Genomic DNA, 16,340 nt, shown 5'->3' with positions numbered 1-16,340 from the left:
CGCGATGGTGATGGCGGCGGGGATCGGTAAGCGCATGCGACCGCTCACCGCGACGCGGCCCAAGCCGCTGGTCGAGGTGGCGGGACGCGCGCTGCTCGACCATGTCTTCGACCGGTTGCGCGCGGCCGGGGTGGAGCGCGCGGTAGTCAACGTTCACTATCTCGCCGACGCGTTGGAAGCGCATCTGCGCCACCGCGTGCGCGGCATCGAGGTGATCGTGTCGGACGAGCGCGAGCGGCTGATGGAGACCGGCGGCGGACTGGTGAAGGCGCGCGCGCTGCTCGGGGATAAGCCGTTCCTCGTCGTCAACAGCGACAATTTCTGGCTCGACGGGCCGACCGACGCGATCCGCCAGCTCGCCGCGCGCTGGGACGGCGCGACGATGGACGCGCTGATGCTGATGGTGCCGTGCGCGCGTGCCCACAACCACGGCGGGCAGGGCGACTTCCACCTCGCTCCCGACGGCCGCGTGACCGGACGGCGCAAGCCCGGCCGCGTCGCGCCCTTCGTCTATACCGGCGTGCAGATCATGGCGCCGTCGCTGATCCGCGACTGGCCGGAGGGGCCGTTCTCCACCAACCTCTTCTGGAACCGCGCGATCGAGGCCGGGCGCGCCTATGGCTTCGTCCATCAGGGCCTGTGGTCCGAGGTCAACGTGCCGGGCGCGATCGCGCGTACCGAGGCCTTGCTCGCCGATGTCTGACTCGCCCGGCCGCCGGCGCGGCCTGCGGCTCTATTCCATCCCGGCGCACCGTTCCTTCGCCGACGCGCTCGTCGCCGGACTGCTGCGCCGCTACGGCGCGGACCGCATGGCGCTCGCGCGCGGCGTCGTGCTGGTACCCAACAATCGCGCCGGACTCGCGATCAGCGACGCCTTCGTGCGCGCCAGCGGCGGCGCGCTGCTGCTGCCGCGGATCGTGGCACTCGGGGGCGACGATCTGGAGGCGGCGGTCGGGGCTGCGCTCGATCCGGCCGACGCGGTGCCGCCGCTGCCGCCCGCGATCGACCCGCTCGAGCGTCGCATGATCCTCGCCCGGCTAGTCAGCGAGGAGCGCGCCGCGAGCGGGCGCGCGGTCGACGCGGCCGAGGCGGTGCGGCTCGCGGGCGAGCTGGCGCGCACGCTCGACCAGCTGATCGTCGAGGAGGTGCCGCCCGAGACACTCGCCGCGATCGATCCCGGCGAGGGGTTGTCCGACCATTGGGAAGCGTCGCTCCGGCTGTTCCGGCTGCTGCTCGATCGCTGGCCGCAGGAGCGCGAGCGGCTCGGCCGCATCGACGCGGCGTGGCGGCGGGTGCAGCTGCTCGACCGTCAGGCGGCGCGGTGGCGGGCCGAACCGCCCGCGCGTTTCGTCTGCGCCGCCGGCATCACCGATCCCGCGCCCGCGGTGGCGCGGCTGCTCCGCGTCGTCGCTGGCCTGCCTGAGGGATCGGTGGTGTTCGCCGACCTCGACCTGAACCTTCCCGAGGAGGAGTGGGAAGCGCTCGGCCCGCATCGGCCCGATGCGATCACGGGGCTGCGCCGCCGCGCGATCGAGGTTCACCCGCAGTTCCACCTCAAGCTGTTGCTGGAGCGGATCGGCGCTGCGCGCGGCGAGGTCACCCGCTGGGGCGCGGCCAGCGAGCAGGACGCGGGCGCCGCGCGCGGCCGTGCCATCGCCAACGCGCTCGCTCCCGCCGCCTTCACCGCCAAATGGACCGGGCTCGACGCTGCCGACCGCCGGCTCGCGGGAGTGGAGGCGGTCGAACTCGCCACGCCGGCGGAGGAGGCGCAGGCGATCGCGCTCAAGCTGCGCGAGGCGGTGGAGGAGCCAGGCCGCACCGCCGCGCTCGTCACCCCCGATCGCGCGCTGGCGCGTCGCGTCGCCGCGCACTGTCGTCGCTGGAACATCCAGGTGGACGACAGTGCGGGGCGACCGCTGACGATCCTGCCGCCGGGCACCTTGCTCGCCGCGATCGTCGAGGCGGCGGCGCAGGGCTTCGCGCCGATGGCGCTGCTGACCCTGCTCAAGCACCCGCTGATCCGCGCGGGTGCCGAGCGTGGGGCGTGGCTCGACGGCGTGCGCAGGCTCGACCGCGCGCTCCGCGGGCCGCGGCCAGGGCCGGGGCTCGACGGCATCGACCGCCATCTCGCGGGTGGCAACGAGCGCGAGCGCGCGATCCGCTCGCGCGCGGCCGAGTGGTGGGGCGAGACGCGTGTCCTGCTCGATCCGATCGCGCGCGTGTTCGGCGACGGCGAGACGGGCCTGGCGGCGCTCGTCGCGGGGCTGCGCGAGGCCGCGCAGCGGCTCGCCGGCGACGAAGCGTGGCGCGGCCCCGCTGGGCGTGCCGCGGCCGACCTGATCGCCGCGCTGGAGGAGCAGGCGCCGCGTGGTCCGGCGCTGGTGACCCCGGCCGGCTTCGCGACGATGCTGCGCCAGTTGATGGATGAGTCGGCGATCCGGCTGTTGCCACGCGAGCGCCACCCGCGACTGGCCATCTATGGGCTGATGGAGGCGCGCCTTCAGTCCGCCGACCTGATGATCCTGTCGGGGCTCAACGAAGGCGTGTGGCCCGGCCTACCAGCGCCCGACCCGTGGCTCGCGCCGCGCGTCCGTGCCGAGCTGGGTCTGCCCGGGCTGGAGCGCGGCATCGGCACCGCCGCGCATGATTTCGCGCAGGCGCTCGGCGCCCCCCGCGCCCTGCTCACGCGCGCGCGGCGGGACCAGCGCTCGCCGGCGCTCGCCTCACGCTTCTGGTTGCGGCTGGAGGCCATGGCGGGCGAGCGCTTCCCGCGCACGACGGCGCTGGCCGACTGGGCGCGCGCGCTCGACCATGGCGGCGCGCCGCATCCCGCCGCGCGGCCCGCGCCGCTGCCGCCTGCGGCGCTACGCCCGCGGGCGATCTCGGTGACGGAGGTCGACCGGCTGAAGGCCGATCCCTACGCTTTCTACGCGCGCCGCATCCTCAAGCTGCTGCCGCTCGACCCGGTCGACGCCGACCCGAGCGCGGCGTGGCGTGGCACCGCGGTCCATGCCGTGCTCGAGGCCTGGGCGCGCGACGATCGCTGCGATCCGGCCGCGCTGCTGCCGCGCGCGCGGCTCCTGCTCCAGGATCCCGCGGCGCACCCGCTGCTGCGCGCGCTCTGGCAGCCGCGGCTGGTCGCGGCGTTCGAGTGGATCGCGGCGCGCACGCTGGCCGATCGTGCGGAGGGGCGCGAGGTGCTCGCCGTGGAGGGGCGCGGCCGCGCCGAGCTCTCCGGCATCGCGCTCGACGGTCGCTTCGACCGGATCGATCGTATGCCCGACGGCGGGCTGGGGATCATCGACTACAAGACCGGCAAGGCGCCCTCGGTCGCGGCGGTGCGCGGCGGGTTCAACCTCCAGCTCGGGCTGCTCGGTGCCATCGCCGAACAGGGTGGCTTCGCCGACGTCAAAGGCGCCGCGACCGCCTTCGAATACTGGTCTCTCGCCAAGAAAGGCGAGGGCTTCGGCTCGGTCAGCTCCCCTGCCGATCCCGCCGGCAGGGGCGGTCGCATCCCGACCGGCGAGTTCGTCGCCGCCGCGCGCGAGAGCTTCGCTCAGGCGGCGGCGCGCTGGCTCACCGGCGAGGAGGCGTTCACCGCCAAGCTCCACCCCGAGTTCGCACCCTACGCCGAGTACGACCAGCTGATGCGCCGCGACGAATGGTACGGCCGCGAGCAGGCGCGTGGCTGAGCGCGCGGTCGGCCCGCTACCTACCTTGCGTGGCGAGCAGCTCCGCGCCAGCCGTCCCGAGGCGCATGTGTGGCTCTCGGCCTCGGCGGGGACAGGCAAGACCCAGGTGCTCGCCGCCCGCGTGTTCCGGCTGCTGCTGCGCGACGTCGAGCCCGGCGCGATCCTGTGCCTTACCTTCACCAAGGCGGGCGCGGCCGAGATGGCGGGGCGGATCAATCGGCAGCTCGCCGCGTGGGTGCGGATGGACGAGACCGAGCTCGCCGCCGACCTGCTCGCGCTCGGCGAGCGCACCACGCCCGCGCTGATCGCGCGCGCGCGGACGCTGTTCGCCAAGGTGCTCGACGCGCCGGGCGGCGGGCTGCGGATCCAGACCATCCATGGTTTCTGCCAGGGGCTGCTGGCGGCGTTCCCGATCGAGGCCGGGCTGGTGCCGGGCTTCCGCCCGCTCGAGCCGCGCGAGGAGGCGCTGCTGCGGCGCCAGGCGCTGTCGGATCTGCTGGTCGACGCCGAGCGCGAGGGACGTGCGGCGCCGGTCGAGACGATCGGCCGGCTCAGCCTGCGGCTCGGCGAGCAGGGCGCGGAACAGTTCCTGGTCGCCTGCGCGCGCGCCGGCGCCGCGCTGGAGGCGCTGCCGAGCGGCATCGCGCCGTTCGTCCGCGGCCAGCTCGGCGTGCCGCTCGGCGACCTCGACTCGCACGTCCATGACGCGTGCGGCGACGACCGCGTCGACCGCGCCGCGCTCGACACGCTCGCCGCGCTCAATCGCGGCTGGGGCACCAAGAGTGGCGTGGAGCGCGCCGAGGCGATCGGCGCATGGCTGGCCGCCGCGCCGGCCGAGCGCGCCGCCACGCTCGACGCGCTCCACCTCGTCTGGGCGCGCAAGGACGGCGAGCCGCAGTCGTTCGGCAAGGGGCGCGCCCCCGCCGATCCCGATTACGCCGACCACGCGCTGCGCCTCCACGGCTGGTGCGGCGAGCTGCTGCTGCTGCGCAGCCGCGCCGCCTACGCCGACCTGCTCGGCGCCGCACTCGAGGTCGGCCGCGAGTATGCGCGCGGCTATGCCGCCGCCAAGCGCCGCGCCGGCGCGGTCGACTTCGACGACCTGATCGGCGCCGCGGTCGCGCTGCTCCAGCAGGACGGCATCGGCGAGTGGATCCGCTACAAGCTCGACCAGCAGAGCGAGCACGTGCTGGTCGACGAGGCGCAGGACACCAACGTGGCGCAATGGACGATCGTGCGCGCGCTGGTGGACGAATATTTCGTCGGGCGCGGCGTCTTCGCGCCCTCGGTGCGGACGCTGTTCACGGTGGGTGACCTGAAGCAGGCGATCTTCGGCTTCCAGGGCACCGACCCGTTCACCTTCCTCGCCGCGGAGCGCCATTTCCAGCGCAAGGCAGGTGAGGTGGCGGGCAGCGACGACATGCCCGACGACGAGCGCGGCCTGCCGTTCGACCGTTTGTCGCTGACCGAGTCCTTCCGCTCGACCGCGCCGGTGCTCGAGTTCGTCGACGCCGCGATCGGCCAGCTCGGCGCCGACGCGCTCGGTTCGCTCGAAACAATTCCGGTCCATGCCAGCCGCGTCGCTGGTCCGGGGGCGGTGACCTTGTGGCCGGCGATCGCCGCAGGCACGAGCGAGGCGGAGGAGGACGGCGAGGAGGGCTGGGCCGACGACGCCGTGCGCCGCAACGCCTCGAACATCGCGCGCCAGGTGCGCGACTGGCTGCGCCCGGTAGAGGACGGCGGGCTGCTGCTCGGCAGCAAGGGACGCGGACTGCGACCCGAGGACGTGATGATCCTGGTCAAGCGCCGCGGCGAGCTCGCCCAGCTGCTGGTCGCGCGGCTCTACGCCGAGGGCGTGCCGGTGGCGGGCGTCGACAGGCTGCGCCTGTCCGCGCCGCTCGCGGTGCAGGACCTACTCGCCGCGATCCGCTTCGTGCTCCAGCCCGAGGACGATCTCAGCCTCGCCAGCCTGCTCGTCTCGCCGTTGATCGGCTGGAGCCAGGACGAGCTGATGGCGCGCGCGGTGCCGCGCGAAGGCGGGCTGTGGCGGCATCTCCAGCGGACCTGCGGCGACGCGGTCGCACCGGTCGCTGCGCTGCTGGCCAGCGCCGACTATGACACGCCCTATCGCTTCCTCGAGCAGCTGCTGTCGGGCCCGCTTGATGGGCGGCGCAAGCTGCTGGGGCGGCTTGGCGAGGAGGCGCGCGATCCGATCGAGGAACTGCTCAACGCCGCCCTCGACTTCGAGCTCGACTCGACGCCTTCGCTGCAGCGCTTCCTCGACTGGTTCGAGCGCGACGAGGTCGAGATCGTGCGCGACGCTGCCGCGCCGCTCGATGCGGTCCGCGTGATGACCGCACACGGGGCAAAGGGGCTGCAGGCGCCGCTGGTGATCCTCGCCGACGCCACGGCGGACCCGAATGCGACGCCGCGGTCCGTGCTGGCTTGGACGCCGGAGGGCCTGGAAGCAGCGATCCCCGTGTTCCGCCCGCGCGCGACCGAGCGCGCCGGCGCGATCGACGCCGCGCTCGCCGCGGCCGAGCAGCGCGAGCGCGAGGAACACTGGCGCTTGTTCTACGTCGCCGCGACGCGGGCGGAAGAGCGGCTGGTGATCGCCGGCTCGCTCAGCGCCAAGTGGCAGGGTGTGCCGCCCGAGGCGAGCTGGTACGCCGCGACGGCGCGCACGCTCGATACGCTCGGCGTTCCGGCGACGGAGGAGGGGAGCGAGCGGACGTTCCTCGGCCACGCGCCGGCTGCCCCTGTCGTTGCCCGGCGCGCCACGGCGGCGAGCGCGCCCGCCGCGGCGCTGCCGGACTGGGCACGCCGCGCCGCACCCGAGGATGCTAAGCCGCCACGCCCGCTCACGCCCTCGTCGATCGGCGACGATTCGGTCGCCGACCCGCCGCCGACACCCGCCACCAGCGCAGCAGCAGAGCGTGGGCGGCTGCTCCACGCCCTGTTCGAGCGGTTGCCCCCGCTCGCGCCCCAGCGTCGCGCCGCGGCCGCGGCCGCGTGGCTCGCCCAGCGCGGCGTCGCCGAGCCGGCATCGATGGTAGCGGCGGTGCTCGCGGTGCTCGACGACCCGGCGCTCGCCCCCCTGTTCGGACCGGACTCGCTCGCCGAGGCGCCGATCAGCGCGACGCTGCCGTCGGGGCGCGTGATCTCGGGCACGGTGGACCGGCTGCTGCTCGGCGATGGCGTGGTGCGCGTGATCGATTACAAATCGTCGCGCGTCGTCCCGGAGAGCGCCGCCGTCGTGCCCGACTATCACCTGCGCCAGATGGCCGCCTATGCCGCCGCGCTGGAGGTGATCGTGCCCGGCGCGCGCGTCGAGGCGGCGCTGCTCTACACCGCAGCGGCGCGGCTGATCGTGTTGCCCGAGGACCAGCTCGCCCCGGTCAAGCGCCGCTTGGCGGGGCCGGAGCAAAGCTTGGGGCTGGACGGTTGAGCCCGGGCACGCCGCGCCCTAGCTAAGGCGCTACGAAGGAGAAACATCATGGCCACCAAGACGATCACCGACGCCAGCTTCCAGAGCGACGTGCTCCAGGCGGACAAGCCGGTGCTGGTCGACTTCTGGGCGGAATGGTGCGGGCCGTGCAAGATGATCGGGCCATCGCTCGAGGAGATCAGCGAGGAGTTGGGCGAGCAGGTCACCATCGCCAAGCTCAACATCGACGACAATCCCGACGCACCGGGCCGCTACGGCGTGCGCGGTATCCCGACCATGATCCTGTTCAAGGGCGGTGCGCCGGCCGCCACCAAGATCGGCGCCGAGCCCAAGGGCCGGATCAAGTCGTGGCTCGAGGGGGAACTCGCCTGAGCCGCTGATCGCCGGACCGGGTCAGCCCGGTCTCCCGGCAGCCGTTGCCCGCGCCTAGGGATAGGCGCGGGCTTCGTTGTTTCAGGGGGATGCATGTACGCGATCGTGTTCGACCTCGACGCGACCATCCTCGAGCGACGCTATCCCAGTCCCTCTCTGCGCGACGCCTATCGCGAGGTGAGTGACATCCTGCGCCATCACGGCTTCGCGCAGCGAGACGGCGCCAGCCTCTATGTCAGCGAGGCCGCCAAGGCCGTCGACTGCGTGCTCGCGGTGCAGGACCTCAGCCGGCTGTGCGCCTGGTTCGCGCCGTCGTTGCTCGACATCCGCATGCTCCGCATCGACGAGGAGAGCGACCTATCCGCCGCGTTGCGGTAAGAGCAGGGCCGGTTGAGCCGCGGTCGAGGCGATCCTCCCCTGGCAGCGGAGTGCGGGCCCGTTGGCAAGCCAAAGCCGGCACTTCCCTTGCACGGGAGGATGAACAATCTTCCTCCGCGATCCGAGAGGATTAACTCAGTAGCGTTGCCGGCTCGCGAGCGAGCAGGTGGATCACGCCCTCGCTTGGCCGCGCCACCTGCCGCACGCCGGCGCCTCGTAGCGCCGCCTCGTTGACCGCACCGCCGCCCAGTTCGACCCGTATCCGGCCGGCGTGGACGCTCGCTTCCCGCACGTTGCCGGCGCCACCGAGAGCAGCGAGCAGCGCCGGCGCCAGTATCACCGTAGTGGTGGCGGCCGCCGGCTCCTCGACCGCCGCGACGGCAACGCTGCCGCCCGCCGCCAGCGCGTCGCGGATCTCCACCGCGACGCTGTCGGCGATCGGGCCGAGCACCACCTGAAGCGCGGTCGGGGAGGGGCGGATCACGCCGCGCGCGCCGAGCGCCTTGAGCGCGGTCTCGTCCACCGCCGCCTGGTCGCGCACGCCGAGCCGCAGCCGGGTGGTGCAGGCGCCGACGTTGGTGAGGTTGGCGCCCCCGCCGAGCGCGCGCGCGAACGCCGCGCCGCGCTCTCCCGCCGCGACCGGTGCCGCGGTCGCGGCGGGCGCGTCGTCGCGCCCCGGCGTCTTGAGGTTGAGCCTGGCGATGAAGAAGCGGAACAGCCCGTAATAGAGCACGGCATAGACCGCGCCGACCGGCAGCAGCAGCAAGGGCCGCGTCGCCTTGGAGAAGTTGAGCACGTAGTCGAGCAGCCCGGCAGAGAAACCGAAACCGAGCTTCACGCCCAATCCCGCCATCAGCGACATCGACAGGCCGGTCAGCACCGCGTGCACCGCGTACAGGACGGGCGCGAGGAACATGAAGCTGAACTCGATTGGCTCGGTCACGCCCGTCAGCGCCGAGGTCAGCGCGAGGCTGAACAGCATGCCGCCCACTTCCTTGCGCCGGCCGCGCGGTGCGGCGTGGTACATCGCAAGGCAGGCGGCGGGCAGGCCGAACATCATGATCGGGAAGAAGCCCGCCATGAACGCCCCGGCGCTCGGGTCGCCCGCGAAGAAGCGCCGCAGGTCACCGTTGGCGCCGTGATAGTCGCCCATGACGAACCAGGCGATGTTGTTGATCAGATGGTGCAGACCCGTGACGAGCAGCAATCGGTTGAGCAGCCCGAACAGGAACAGCCCGACGCTGCCCGCGCCCGTGATCGCGTAGCTCAGCTGGTCGATCCCGCTGCTAATCCCCGCAAAGCCGAGCCCGACCGCGACCGCCAGCACCAGCCCGGCCACCCCGCTGACGATCGGCACGAATCGGCGCCCACCGAAGAAGGCGAGATACTCGGGCAGCTTCACGGTCGAGAAGCGATTGTAGAAGCCGCCCCCGACGAGGCCGGAGATGATCCCGATCGGCACGTCGAGCCGCGCGATCGCCTTGGCCTTCCACGCCGCGACCGCGAGGTCGACGCTCGCGCCCGTCAGCCCGGCCGTGGCTTCGGGCGGCACGGTCAGCAGCACCTTGCTCGCCTCCGTGGCGACGAGGAAGCACACCATGCCGGCGAGGCAGGCGGCGCCGTTGCCGTCGCGCGCGAAGCCGGTGGAGACGCCGATCGCGAACAGCAGCCCGAGGTGGTTGAAGATCGCGTCGCCCGCCGCGCTGACGAACGCGATGTTCAGCAGGTCGGGCTGGCCGAGCCGCAGCAGCAGGCCGGCGATCGGCAGCACCGCGATCGGCAGCATCAGCGCGCGGCCGAGCGGCTGGAGCGTTCCCAGGATCGACTTCATCGTGCGAACTCCCGTGCGAGCTGGCGGACCTCGGCGGCCCCCGCGCAGTCGAGCGCGGCGCGGGCGTGGTCGCGCGCGCGGATCATGTCGAGGTCGCGCACCAGCGCCTTGATGTCGGCGACCGCGGCGGGCGCGACCGACAGCTCGGTGACGCCGAGCCCGACCAGGATCGGTACCGCGAGCGGGTCGGAGGCGAGCCCGCCGCACACGCCGGTCCAGCGCGCGTGACGCGCCCCGCCCGCGACGGTCTGCTCGATCAGGCGCAGCACCGCGGGATGGAGCCCGTCGAGCGCCCCAGCGACGGCGGCGTTGCCGCGATCCATCGCCAGCGCATATTGGGTGAGATCGTTGGTGCCGATCGAGAGGAAATCGGCCTCGCGCGCGAGCTGTGCCGCGGTCACTGCGGCAGCGGGAGTCTCGACCATGATGCCGAGCTCGACCCCGTCGCCGCCGCCGACGCGGTCGAGCGCCGCGCGCACCTGGCGCAGCTCGTCGAGTCCCACCACCATCGGCACCATGACGCGGCATTGGCCGGCAGGCCGGACGGCGAGGATCGCGCGCAGCTGGTCGTCGAGGATGTCGGGATGCGCCAGCCCGACGCGGATGCCGCGCAGGCCGAGCGCCGGATTCTCCTCCGGGCCGATCGGCAGATAGGGCGCGGGCTTGTCGCCGCCGATGTCGAGCAGGCGGACGATCACCGGCCTGCCCGCCAGCGCGTCGGCGACCGCCTGATAGGCCGCGGTCTGCTCGGCGACGTCGGGGGCGGTGGCGCGGTCGAGGAACAGCAACTCGGTGCGCAGCAGGCCGCAGCCCTCGGCACCGTTGGCGGCGGCGACGCGCGCGTCCTCGGCCGACCCGCAATTGGCGACCACCTCGATTCGCGTGCCGTCGGCGGTGCGGCACTCCTCGGCGGCGCGTGCGCGCGCGGCGGCGCGGCGCTGTGCGACCACGGCAAGGCGTGCCTCGGCCGCGGCGACCAACTCGGGCGACGGCGTGGGGTGGAACCAACCGGCGCCCGCGTCGAGCACCACCTGCACGCCGTCGCGCACCGCGTTTAGCCCCGTCCCCAGCGCGACCAGCGCGGGCAGCCCGCGCGAGGCGGCAAGGATCGAGACGTGCGACGTCGGTCCACCCCGTTCGATCGCCAGTCCGGCGACCCGATCGAGGTCGAGCGCCATGAACTGCGACGGCAACAGGTCCTCGGCGAGCAGGATCGCACCCTCGGGCAGCGCGATCGTCTCCTCCTCGGCGCCTATCAGCCGCGTGATGAGCTGGCGTTCGAGGTCGAGCATGTCGGCGGCGCGCTCGGCGAGCCGCGCGTCGCCGCCTGCCTGCAGCGCCTCCACCTGCGGGCGGATCGCGCCGCGCCACGCATGCGCCGCGCTGCTGCCGCGCGTGATCGCCATCAGCGTCATCGCGATCAGCTTGGGATCGTCGAGGATCGCGGCGTGCGCTTCGAGGATCGCGCGCGCGCTGCCCGCAGCGGCCTCCGCACGGTCGGTGAGGTCGGCAAGCAGCGCGCCGCGAGCGGACTCGAACGCCTCCTGTTCGGCGCTGACACCCTGTCCGGCCGCGACCACCGCCAGATCGGCCAGCCGCCAGCGCATCGCGGTGCCGATCGCCAGCCCCGGCGCGGCGGTCACTCCGGGAAGCGCGCCCGCCGGTACGTCGATCGGCGCGACCGGGCGCGCGACCTGCGCCGCCGCGGCGGGTTCCTCTTCGATCCCGTGGAGGATCAGCGCCGCCACCGCGCTCACCGCCGCCTCGGCCTCGGCTTCGGCGCCGGTCGCGGCGATCGTCACCGTATCGCCATGCGCCACGGTCAGTGCGAGCAGGTCCACCGGGCTCGCCGCATTGGCGGTGACCGCACCGCGCGACAGCGTCACTGCGGCACGGTGGCGACGCGCCTCGGCGGCGATCCGTGCAGCGGGGCGCGCGTGGATGCCGTGCGGCAGCGGAACGACGATCGTCTGCGACGCGCGCGCGCCGTCAGCCGCTTCCTCCGCGGCGACCGCCTCGCGCGCCACGAGCGTCAGCAGCGGCGCGCCGATCGCTACCGCCCCGGCCTCGGCACGCCCAACGATGGTGAAGCGCTCGCCGTTGGTGACGATCACCGGTGTGATCGCCGCCTGCGCCTCGCGCACGATCAGGTCGAGATCGAAGCGGATCAACGGCTGGCCGCGTGTCACCGTCGCGCCCGCCGCGACCAGAGGCTCGAACCCGCGACCGTCGAGCGCAACCGTATCGATCCCCAGATGGATCAGCAATTGCGCGCCCTCGGGCGTCTCCAGCGTGATCGCATGGCCGCTCGGCTGCACTACCAGCACGCGCGCGTCGCACGGCGCGACGAGCACGTTCCCGGTGGGGTCGATCGCCAGCCCGTCTCCCAGCATCCGCTCCGCGAAGACCGCGTCGACGACCTCGTCGAGCGGGCTGACCCAGCCCTCCAATGGTGCGGTCAGCGAGATGGTGGCCATGGATGCTCCGGACGGGGGAAGGGGAGAAATCAGGTGACGGGCTCGCCGTGCGCCTGCTGCGGCAGCACGACCCGCTCCTCGCCGCCGACCCAGGTGCCGAGCGGCTGAAGATCGGCGTCGAGCCGCACCCAGTCAGCGCGCAGCCCAACGGCGAGCGCGCCGCGCTCCGCCTCCAGGCCGAGGAAGGCGGCGGGGCTGGTCGCCGCCAGCGCTGCCGCAACCTCGGGCGCGAGGCCGAGCCGTCGCACCGCGTTGCGCACTGCGCCCGCCATGTCGAGGTCCGAGCCGGCCAATGTGCCGTCGGCGCCGACGCAGCGCCCGTCCTCGACGTGGATCGGCTTGCCCTGGAGCACGAAGTCCTTCCGCACCGCTCCCACGCAGGGCATCGCGTCGGACACCAGCATGAAGCGGTCGACCGGACGCGCGCGCAGCGCAATGCGCAGCGCCGCGTCGTCGACGTGGAAGCCGTCGACGATGATCCCGCACCACGCATGCTGGTCGTCGAGCGAGGCGCCGACCACGCCGGGGGCGCGGTGCACCAGCGGCGACATCGCGTTGAACAGATGGGTCACGCCGGTCGCGCCCGCGGCGAAGGCGGCGGTGGCAGTGGCGTAGTCGGCGTCGGTGTGGCCGAGGCAGACGCGCACGCCGGCGCGCGCCAGCGTCGCGATCTGCTCGGCGGTCACGCGCTCCGGCGCCAGCGTCACCATCACCACGCCGCGGCGGGGTTGAAGCAGCAGCGCCATCAATTCGTCGTCGAGCGGCTGGAAGCGCGCGGGATCGTGGATGCCTTTGCGCGCGAGGCTGAGCACCGGCCCCTCGACGTGCGTGCCGAGCACGCCCGGGACACCCGCCGCGATCGCCGCGTCGGTGGCGTCGAGCCCGCGCGCGATCACCGCGGGGCGGTCGCTGATCAGCGTCGGCATGAAGCCGGTGGTGCCGTACGGCGCATGCGCCGCGCCGATCGCCGCGATGCCCTCGACCGTCGGCGTGTCGTTGAAGAGCACGCCGCCGCCGCCGTTGACCTGCGTGTCGATGAAGCCGGGCATGACCCAGCCGCCGCCGAGGTCGACCGCCTCGCGCTCGGCACCGGCGCGCAACGCCGCGATCGTGCCGTCGGCGGCGACCTCGATCGTCGCCGCGTCGAGCACGCCGTCGCGCGTCGCGACCTGCCCGTTGCGGAAGCTGTGCGTCGTCATAGCGTCTTGGTGACCTTGCTGAGATGGCGCGGCGAGTCGGGATCGAGCCCGCGCGCGACCGAGAGCGCGTTCGCCATGCGGTAGAAGCTCTGGATCATCAGCACCGGCTCGAGCGCGGGATGGTCGCGCAGCGCCGCGGGGCTGCCCGCACCGTCCTGCGCGGCGTCGGCGAGCGCGACCCGCGCGTCGCGCTGCGCGAACTCGGCCGCGGCCTCGCGCACGCCGTCGCCGGCCTGGTCCGAGGTGGCGAAGGCGATCAGCGGGAAGCCGGCGCCGACGATCGCCATCGGGCCGTGGCGCACCTCGGCGCTGCTGAACGCCTCGGCGTGGAGCGCGCAGGTCTCCTTCAGCTTCAAGGCCGCCTCCTGCGCGATGCCGAAGCCGAGGCCGCGTCCGATGACGAACAGGTTGCTGGCGTCGCGCAGTAGGTCCACCACGCCGCTCCAGTCGAGCGCCCAAGCGGCGCCGAGCCGCTCCGGCAACCGATCGAGGGCATCGGTCAGCGCCGCGTCCTGGCTCCACTCGGCGGTGAGCAGCGCCAGCGCAGCGAGCGCCGCGATGTACGACTTGGTCGCGGCGACCGAGCGCTCCGGTCCGGCCATCAGCGGCACCAGCGTGTCGGCGGTTTCGGCGAGCGGCGATGTGGTGTCGTTGACCAAAGCGACGACGTGTGCGCCGGCTGCCTTCTGCGCGGCGACGCTGGCGAGCAGGTCGGGGCTGCGCCCGCTCTGCGAGATGGCGATGCAGAGCCCGCCCGAGGGAGCGACGTCGGCGGCATAGACCGAGGCGACCGAGGGGGCGGCGGAGGCAACGGGGACGCCGACGAACGTTTCGATTAGATATTTGCCGTAGGTCGCGGCGTGATCCGACGAGCCGCGCGCGCAGGTGACGACCACCGCAGGCGGGGCGGCGCGGAGCCGCTCGCCGAGCGCGGCGAGCGTCGCGCGATTGGCCTCGAGCAGCCGCGCCACCGCGGCGCCCGCCTCGGCCGCCTCGGCGTGCATCAGCGTGGCGGTCGCGTCCTTGGCCGGTGGCTGGTCGGTCGTCGCGATCATGCTGGGCTCCCCTGCCGTGCGGGACCGCAACGGCGTTTCCAGAGGGTTAAGTTATAAATTGGTATTGTTCAAGCGGCCTCGTCGCGCAGCATCGCGGCGAGGCCAGCCACGGTGACCTGATCGGTCGCGTAGCTCGTCGCGGCGACGAAGCCGAAGCGGCGCAGCGTGGCGTCGCCGGTGCCCGCGCGTGCGACACGGCACGAGGCGTGAACCTCGCGCGCGCCGGTGGCGAGCAGGGCCGGTAGCGTCGCGGGCGAGACGCCGCTGCCGACGAGCACGGTGATGCGGTCGTCGGCCGCGGCGACCAGCGCTGTCAGCGTGTCAGTCGCGTCGATCGCGCGCGGTGCGCCCCCCGAGGTGAGGATCCGGTCGAAGCCGAGCGCCACCGCCTGCTCGAGCGCTTCGAGCGGGTCGGGGGTGAGGTCGAAAGCACGGTGCAACGTCAACGAAAGGGTGCGGTCGCGCGCCACCTCCACCCAGCGCGCGAGGCAGTCGGTGTCGAGCCTGCCGTCGCGCGCGTTGGCACCGATCACCACGCCGGCGAGTCCCGCGTCCGCTGCGGCCCCAATGTCCTCCTCCACCAGCCGCCGCTCGCCCGCGTCATAGACGAAGTCGCCCGCGCGCGGCCGCACGAGCAGATGGACCGGGATCGGTGCGCTCGCGGCGGCGCGGATCAGCGAGGGCGAGGGGGTCAGGCCGCCGACGTCGAGCGCGGCGCACAGCTCGATCCGATCCGCGCCACCGTTCACCGCCGCGGCGATGCCGTGGGTGTCCTCGACGCAGACCTCGAGCAATCGCCTCATGCGCGGTACAGCGAGGGGGCGGGGTGGACGGTGGTCGTCCCGCGCGCGTCAGTCACCGCATAGGTGAAGCCGGGCAGCAGGCAGAAGGCGCCGACCGCGCCCTTCGTGTCGAGCGCGAGGAAGCCGACCTGCATGCCCTTGATCGCGTCGCCGCGGAGCGCGGCGATGTGGCGCACCACCTCCTCGCACGCCGCCTGCGCTGAGCGACCGGCGCGCATCGAGGCGACCACGCGCGCGCTGCCCGCGACGCGAGTCACTTCCTCGCCGACCCCGGTCGAGGTGGCGCCGCCGACGCCGCGCTCGACGTAGAGGCCGGCACCGACCTGGGGCGAGTCGCCGACGCGGCCGCGGATCTTGAAGGCCATGCCCGAGGTGGTGCAGGCGCCCGCCATGCGCCCGTCCGCAGTGCGCGCGAGCAGCCCAATCGTGTCATGGTCGAGCGCGCCGCCGGGCGTGCGATGCGGCGCGGCGGTGCCGTAGGTGCTGGTCTCGCTGTTGGCGACGGGCTGGTACTTCGCGGTCCTGAGCCATTCGCGCCACGCCTGCTCCGCCGGCGGCGTGAGCAAATCGACCTTCTCGAAGCCCTGCTCGCGCGCGAAGCGGGTGGCGCCCTCGCCGACCAGGAAGGTGTGCGGCGTCCTCTCCATCACCCGCCGCGCGACCGAGATGGCGTGGACCGTATCCTCCAGTGCGGCGACCGCGCCGACCGCGCCCGCGTCGTCCATGATCACGGCGTCGAGCGTGACATGACCGTCACGGTCGGGGTAGCCGCCGTAGCCGACCGAGTGGTTCTCCGGATCCGCCTCGGGCACGCGAGCGCCCGCCTCGACCGCGTCGAGCAGCGAGCCACCCGAGCGCAGCCGGGCGAAGGCTGCGTCGTTGGCGGCGGCGCCGAAGTCCCAGGTAGAGAGCACGCGCACGTCATGCGCCGGCGCCGCGGCCGCGACGGCGCCGCGGGCCAGCGGCAGCGCGCCGCCGGCCGCGGCGAGCGTCGCCAGCAAGGATCGTCTCGTCGTCATCCGCTCCCCTCCGTGTCGCCGCGACGCGGCCCGGCTTACGACAAGCACGGATCGACGCCGCCACGC

11 protein-coding genes are annotated in these 16,340 nt (G+C 73.5%); 5 read left to right on the top strand and 6 right to left on the bottom strand.

Features of this window, described 5'->3' with window-relative positions; translation table 11 throughout:
- Positions 1-4 precede the first annotated feature (4 nt).
- The 5 genes from FHY02_RS04630 (at position 5) to FHY02_RS04610 (ending at position 7,890) form a co-directional block, all read left to right on the top strand.
- Complete coding sequence (locus FHY02_RS04630) at positions 5-703, top strand: nucleotidyltransferase family protein (protein WP_183921433.1); 699 nt, start codon at positions 5-7, stop codon at positions 701-703.
- A complete protein-coding gene (gene addB / locus FHY02_RS04625) occupies positions 696-3,692 on the top strand; it encodes a double-strand break repair protein AddB (protein WP_183920691.1) in 2,997 nt (998 codons plus the stop codon). Before FHY02_RS04630 ends, addB begins: the two co-directional genes overlap by 8 nt.
- The gene (addA, locus tag FHY02_RS04620) at positions 3,685-7,140 is read left to right on the top strand and encodes a double-strand break repair helicase AddA (protein WP_183920690.1); all 3,456 of its coding nucleotides are present in this window, start codon (positions 3,685-3,687) and stop codon (positions 7,138-7,140) included. Before addB ends, addA begins: the two co-directional genes overlap by 8 nt.
- A gap of 48 nt (positions 7,141-7,188) precedes the next feature.
- Complete coding sequence (gene trxA, locus FHY02_RS04615; protein WP_132910589.1) at positions 7,189-7,512, top strand: thioredoxin TrxA; 324 nt, start codon at positions 7,189-7,191, stop codon at positions 7,510-7,512.
- Between the two features lie 93 nt (positions 7,513-7,605).
- Positions 7,606-7,890, top strand: a complete 285-nt coding sequence (locus FHY02_RS04610; protein ID WP_183920689.1) for a virulence factor — start codon at positions 7,606-7,608, stop codon at positions 7,888-7,890.
- 130 nt (positions 7,891-8,020) lie between these two features.
- Here the strand turns inward: FHY02_RS04610 and nagE are convergent, their stop codons facing one another.
- The 6 genes from nagE to FHY02_RS04580 all read right to left on the bottom strand — a co-directional run bounded on the left by nagE (position 8,021) and on the right by FHY02_RS04580 (position 16,274).
- Positions 8,021-9,721 carry an N-acetylglucosamine-specific PTS transporter subunit IIBC gene (nagE, locus tag FHY02_RS04605; protein ID WP_183920688.1) on the bottom strand — a complete coding sequence of 567 codons (1,701 nt, stop codon included), beginning with the start codon at positions 9,719-9,721 and terminating at the stop codon, positions 8,021-8,023.
- Entirely contained in the window at positions 9,718-12,198 is a 2,481-nt protein-coding gene (ptsP, locus tag FHY02_RS04600) for a phosphoenolpyruvate--protein phosphotransferase (RefSeq protein ID WP_183920687.1), read from the bottom strand. Before ptsP ends, nagE begins: the two co-directional genes overlap by 4 nt.
- Positions 12,199-12,227: 29 nt before the next feature.
- Complete coding sequence (nagA, locus tag FHY02_RS04595; RefSeq protein WP_183920686.1) at positions 12,228-13,397, bottom strand: N-acetylglucosamine-6-phosphate deacetylase; 1,170 nt, start codon at positions 13,395-13,397, stop codon at positions 12,228-12,230.
- The gene (locus FHY02_RS04590) at positions 13,394-14,452 is read right to left on the bottom strand and encodes an SIS domain-containing protein (protein WP_183920685.1); all 1,059 of its coding nucleotides are present in this window, start codon (positions 14,450-14,452) and stop codon (positions 13,394-13,396) included. Before FHY02_RS04590 ends, nagA begins: the two co-directional genes overlap by 4 nt.
- 68 nt (positions 14,453-14,520) lie before the next feature.
- Positions 14,521-15,255, bottom strand: coding sequence for a copper homeostasis protein CutC (locus FHY02_RS04585; RefSeq protein ID WP_183920684.1), 735 nt, complete (start codon positions 15,253-15,255; stop codon positions 14,521-14,523).
- A complete protein-coding gene (locus FHY02_RS04580) occupies positions 15,252-16,274 on the bottom strand; it encodes a N(4)-(beta-N-acetylglucosaminyl)-L-asparaginase (RefSeq protein WP_183920683.1) in 1,023 nt (340 codons plus the stop codon). The genes FHY02_RS04585 and FHY02_RS04580 overlap by 4 nt, the downstream gene beginning before the upstream one ends.
- Positions 16,275-16,340: the final 66 nt, after the last annotated feature.

The organism is Sphingomonas sp. BK069 (genome assembly GCF_014193405.1).
Lineage (GTDB): Bacteria > Pseudomonadota > Alphaproteobacteria > Sphingomonadales > Sphingomonadaceae > Sphingomonas.
The sequence above is the reverse complement of the archived record's forward strand: the minus strand, read 5'-3'. Positions and strand labels throughout refer to the sequence as shown.

What these genes read in the sequence shown, in the direction of transcription:
- FHY02_RS04610 (WP_183920689.1), top strand. Translation starts at nt 7,606, where the DNA reads ATGTACGCGATCGTGTTCGACCTCGACGCGACCATCCTCGAGCGACGC.
- nagE (WP_183920688.1), bottom strand. Translation starts at nt 9,721, where the DNA reads ATGAAGTCGATCCTGGGAACGCTCCAGCCGCTCGGCCGCGCGCTGATG.
- FHY02_RS04630 (WP_183921433.1), top strand. Translation starts at nt 5, where the DNA reads ATGGTGATGGCGGCGGGGATCGGTAAGCGCATGCGACCGCTCACCGCG.
- FHY02_RS04580 (WP_183920683.1), bottom strand. Translation starts at nt 16,274, where the DNA reads ATGACGACGAGACGATCCTTGCTGGCGACGCTCGCCGCGGCCGGCGGC.
- FHY02_RS04585 (WP_183920684.1), bottom strand. Translation starts at nt 15,255, where the DNA reads ATGAGGCGATTGCTCGAGGTCTGCGTCGAGGACACCCACGGCATCGCC.
- nagA (WP_183920686.1), bottom strand. Translation starts at nt 13,397, where the DNA reads ATGACGACGCACAGCTTCCGCAACGGGCAGGTCGCGACGCGCGACGGC.
- FHY02_RS04590 (WP_183920685.1), bottom strand. Translation starts at nt 14,452, where the DNA reads ATGATCGCGACGACCGACCAGCCACCGGCCAAGGACGCGACCGCCACG.
- ptsP (WP_183920687.1), bottom strand. Translation starts at nt 12,198, where the DNA reads ATGGCCACCATCTCGCTGACCGCACCATTGGAGGGCTGGGTCAGCCCG.
- addB (WP_183920691.1), top strand. Translation starts at nt 696, where the DNA reads ATGTCTGACTCGCCCGGCCGCCGGCGCGGCCTGCGGCTCTATTCCATC.
- trxA (WP_132910589.1), top strand. Translation starts at nt 7,189, where the DNA reads ATGGCCACCAAGACGATCACCGACGCCAGCTTCCAGAGCGACGTGCTC.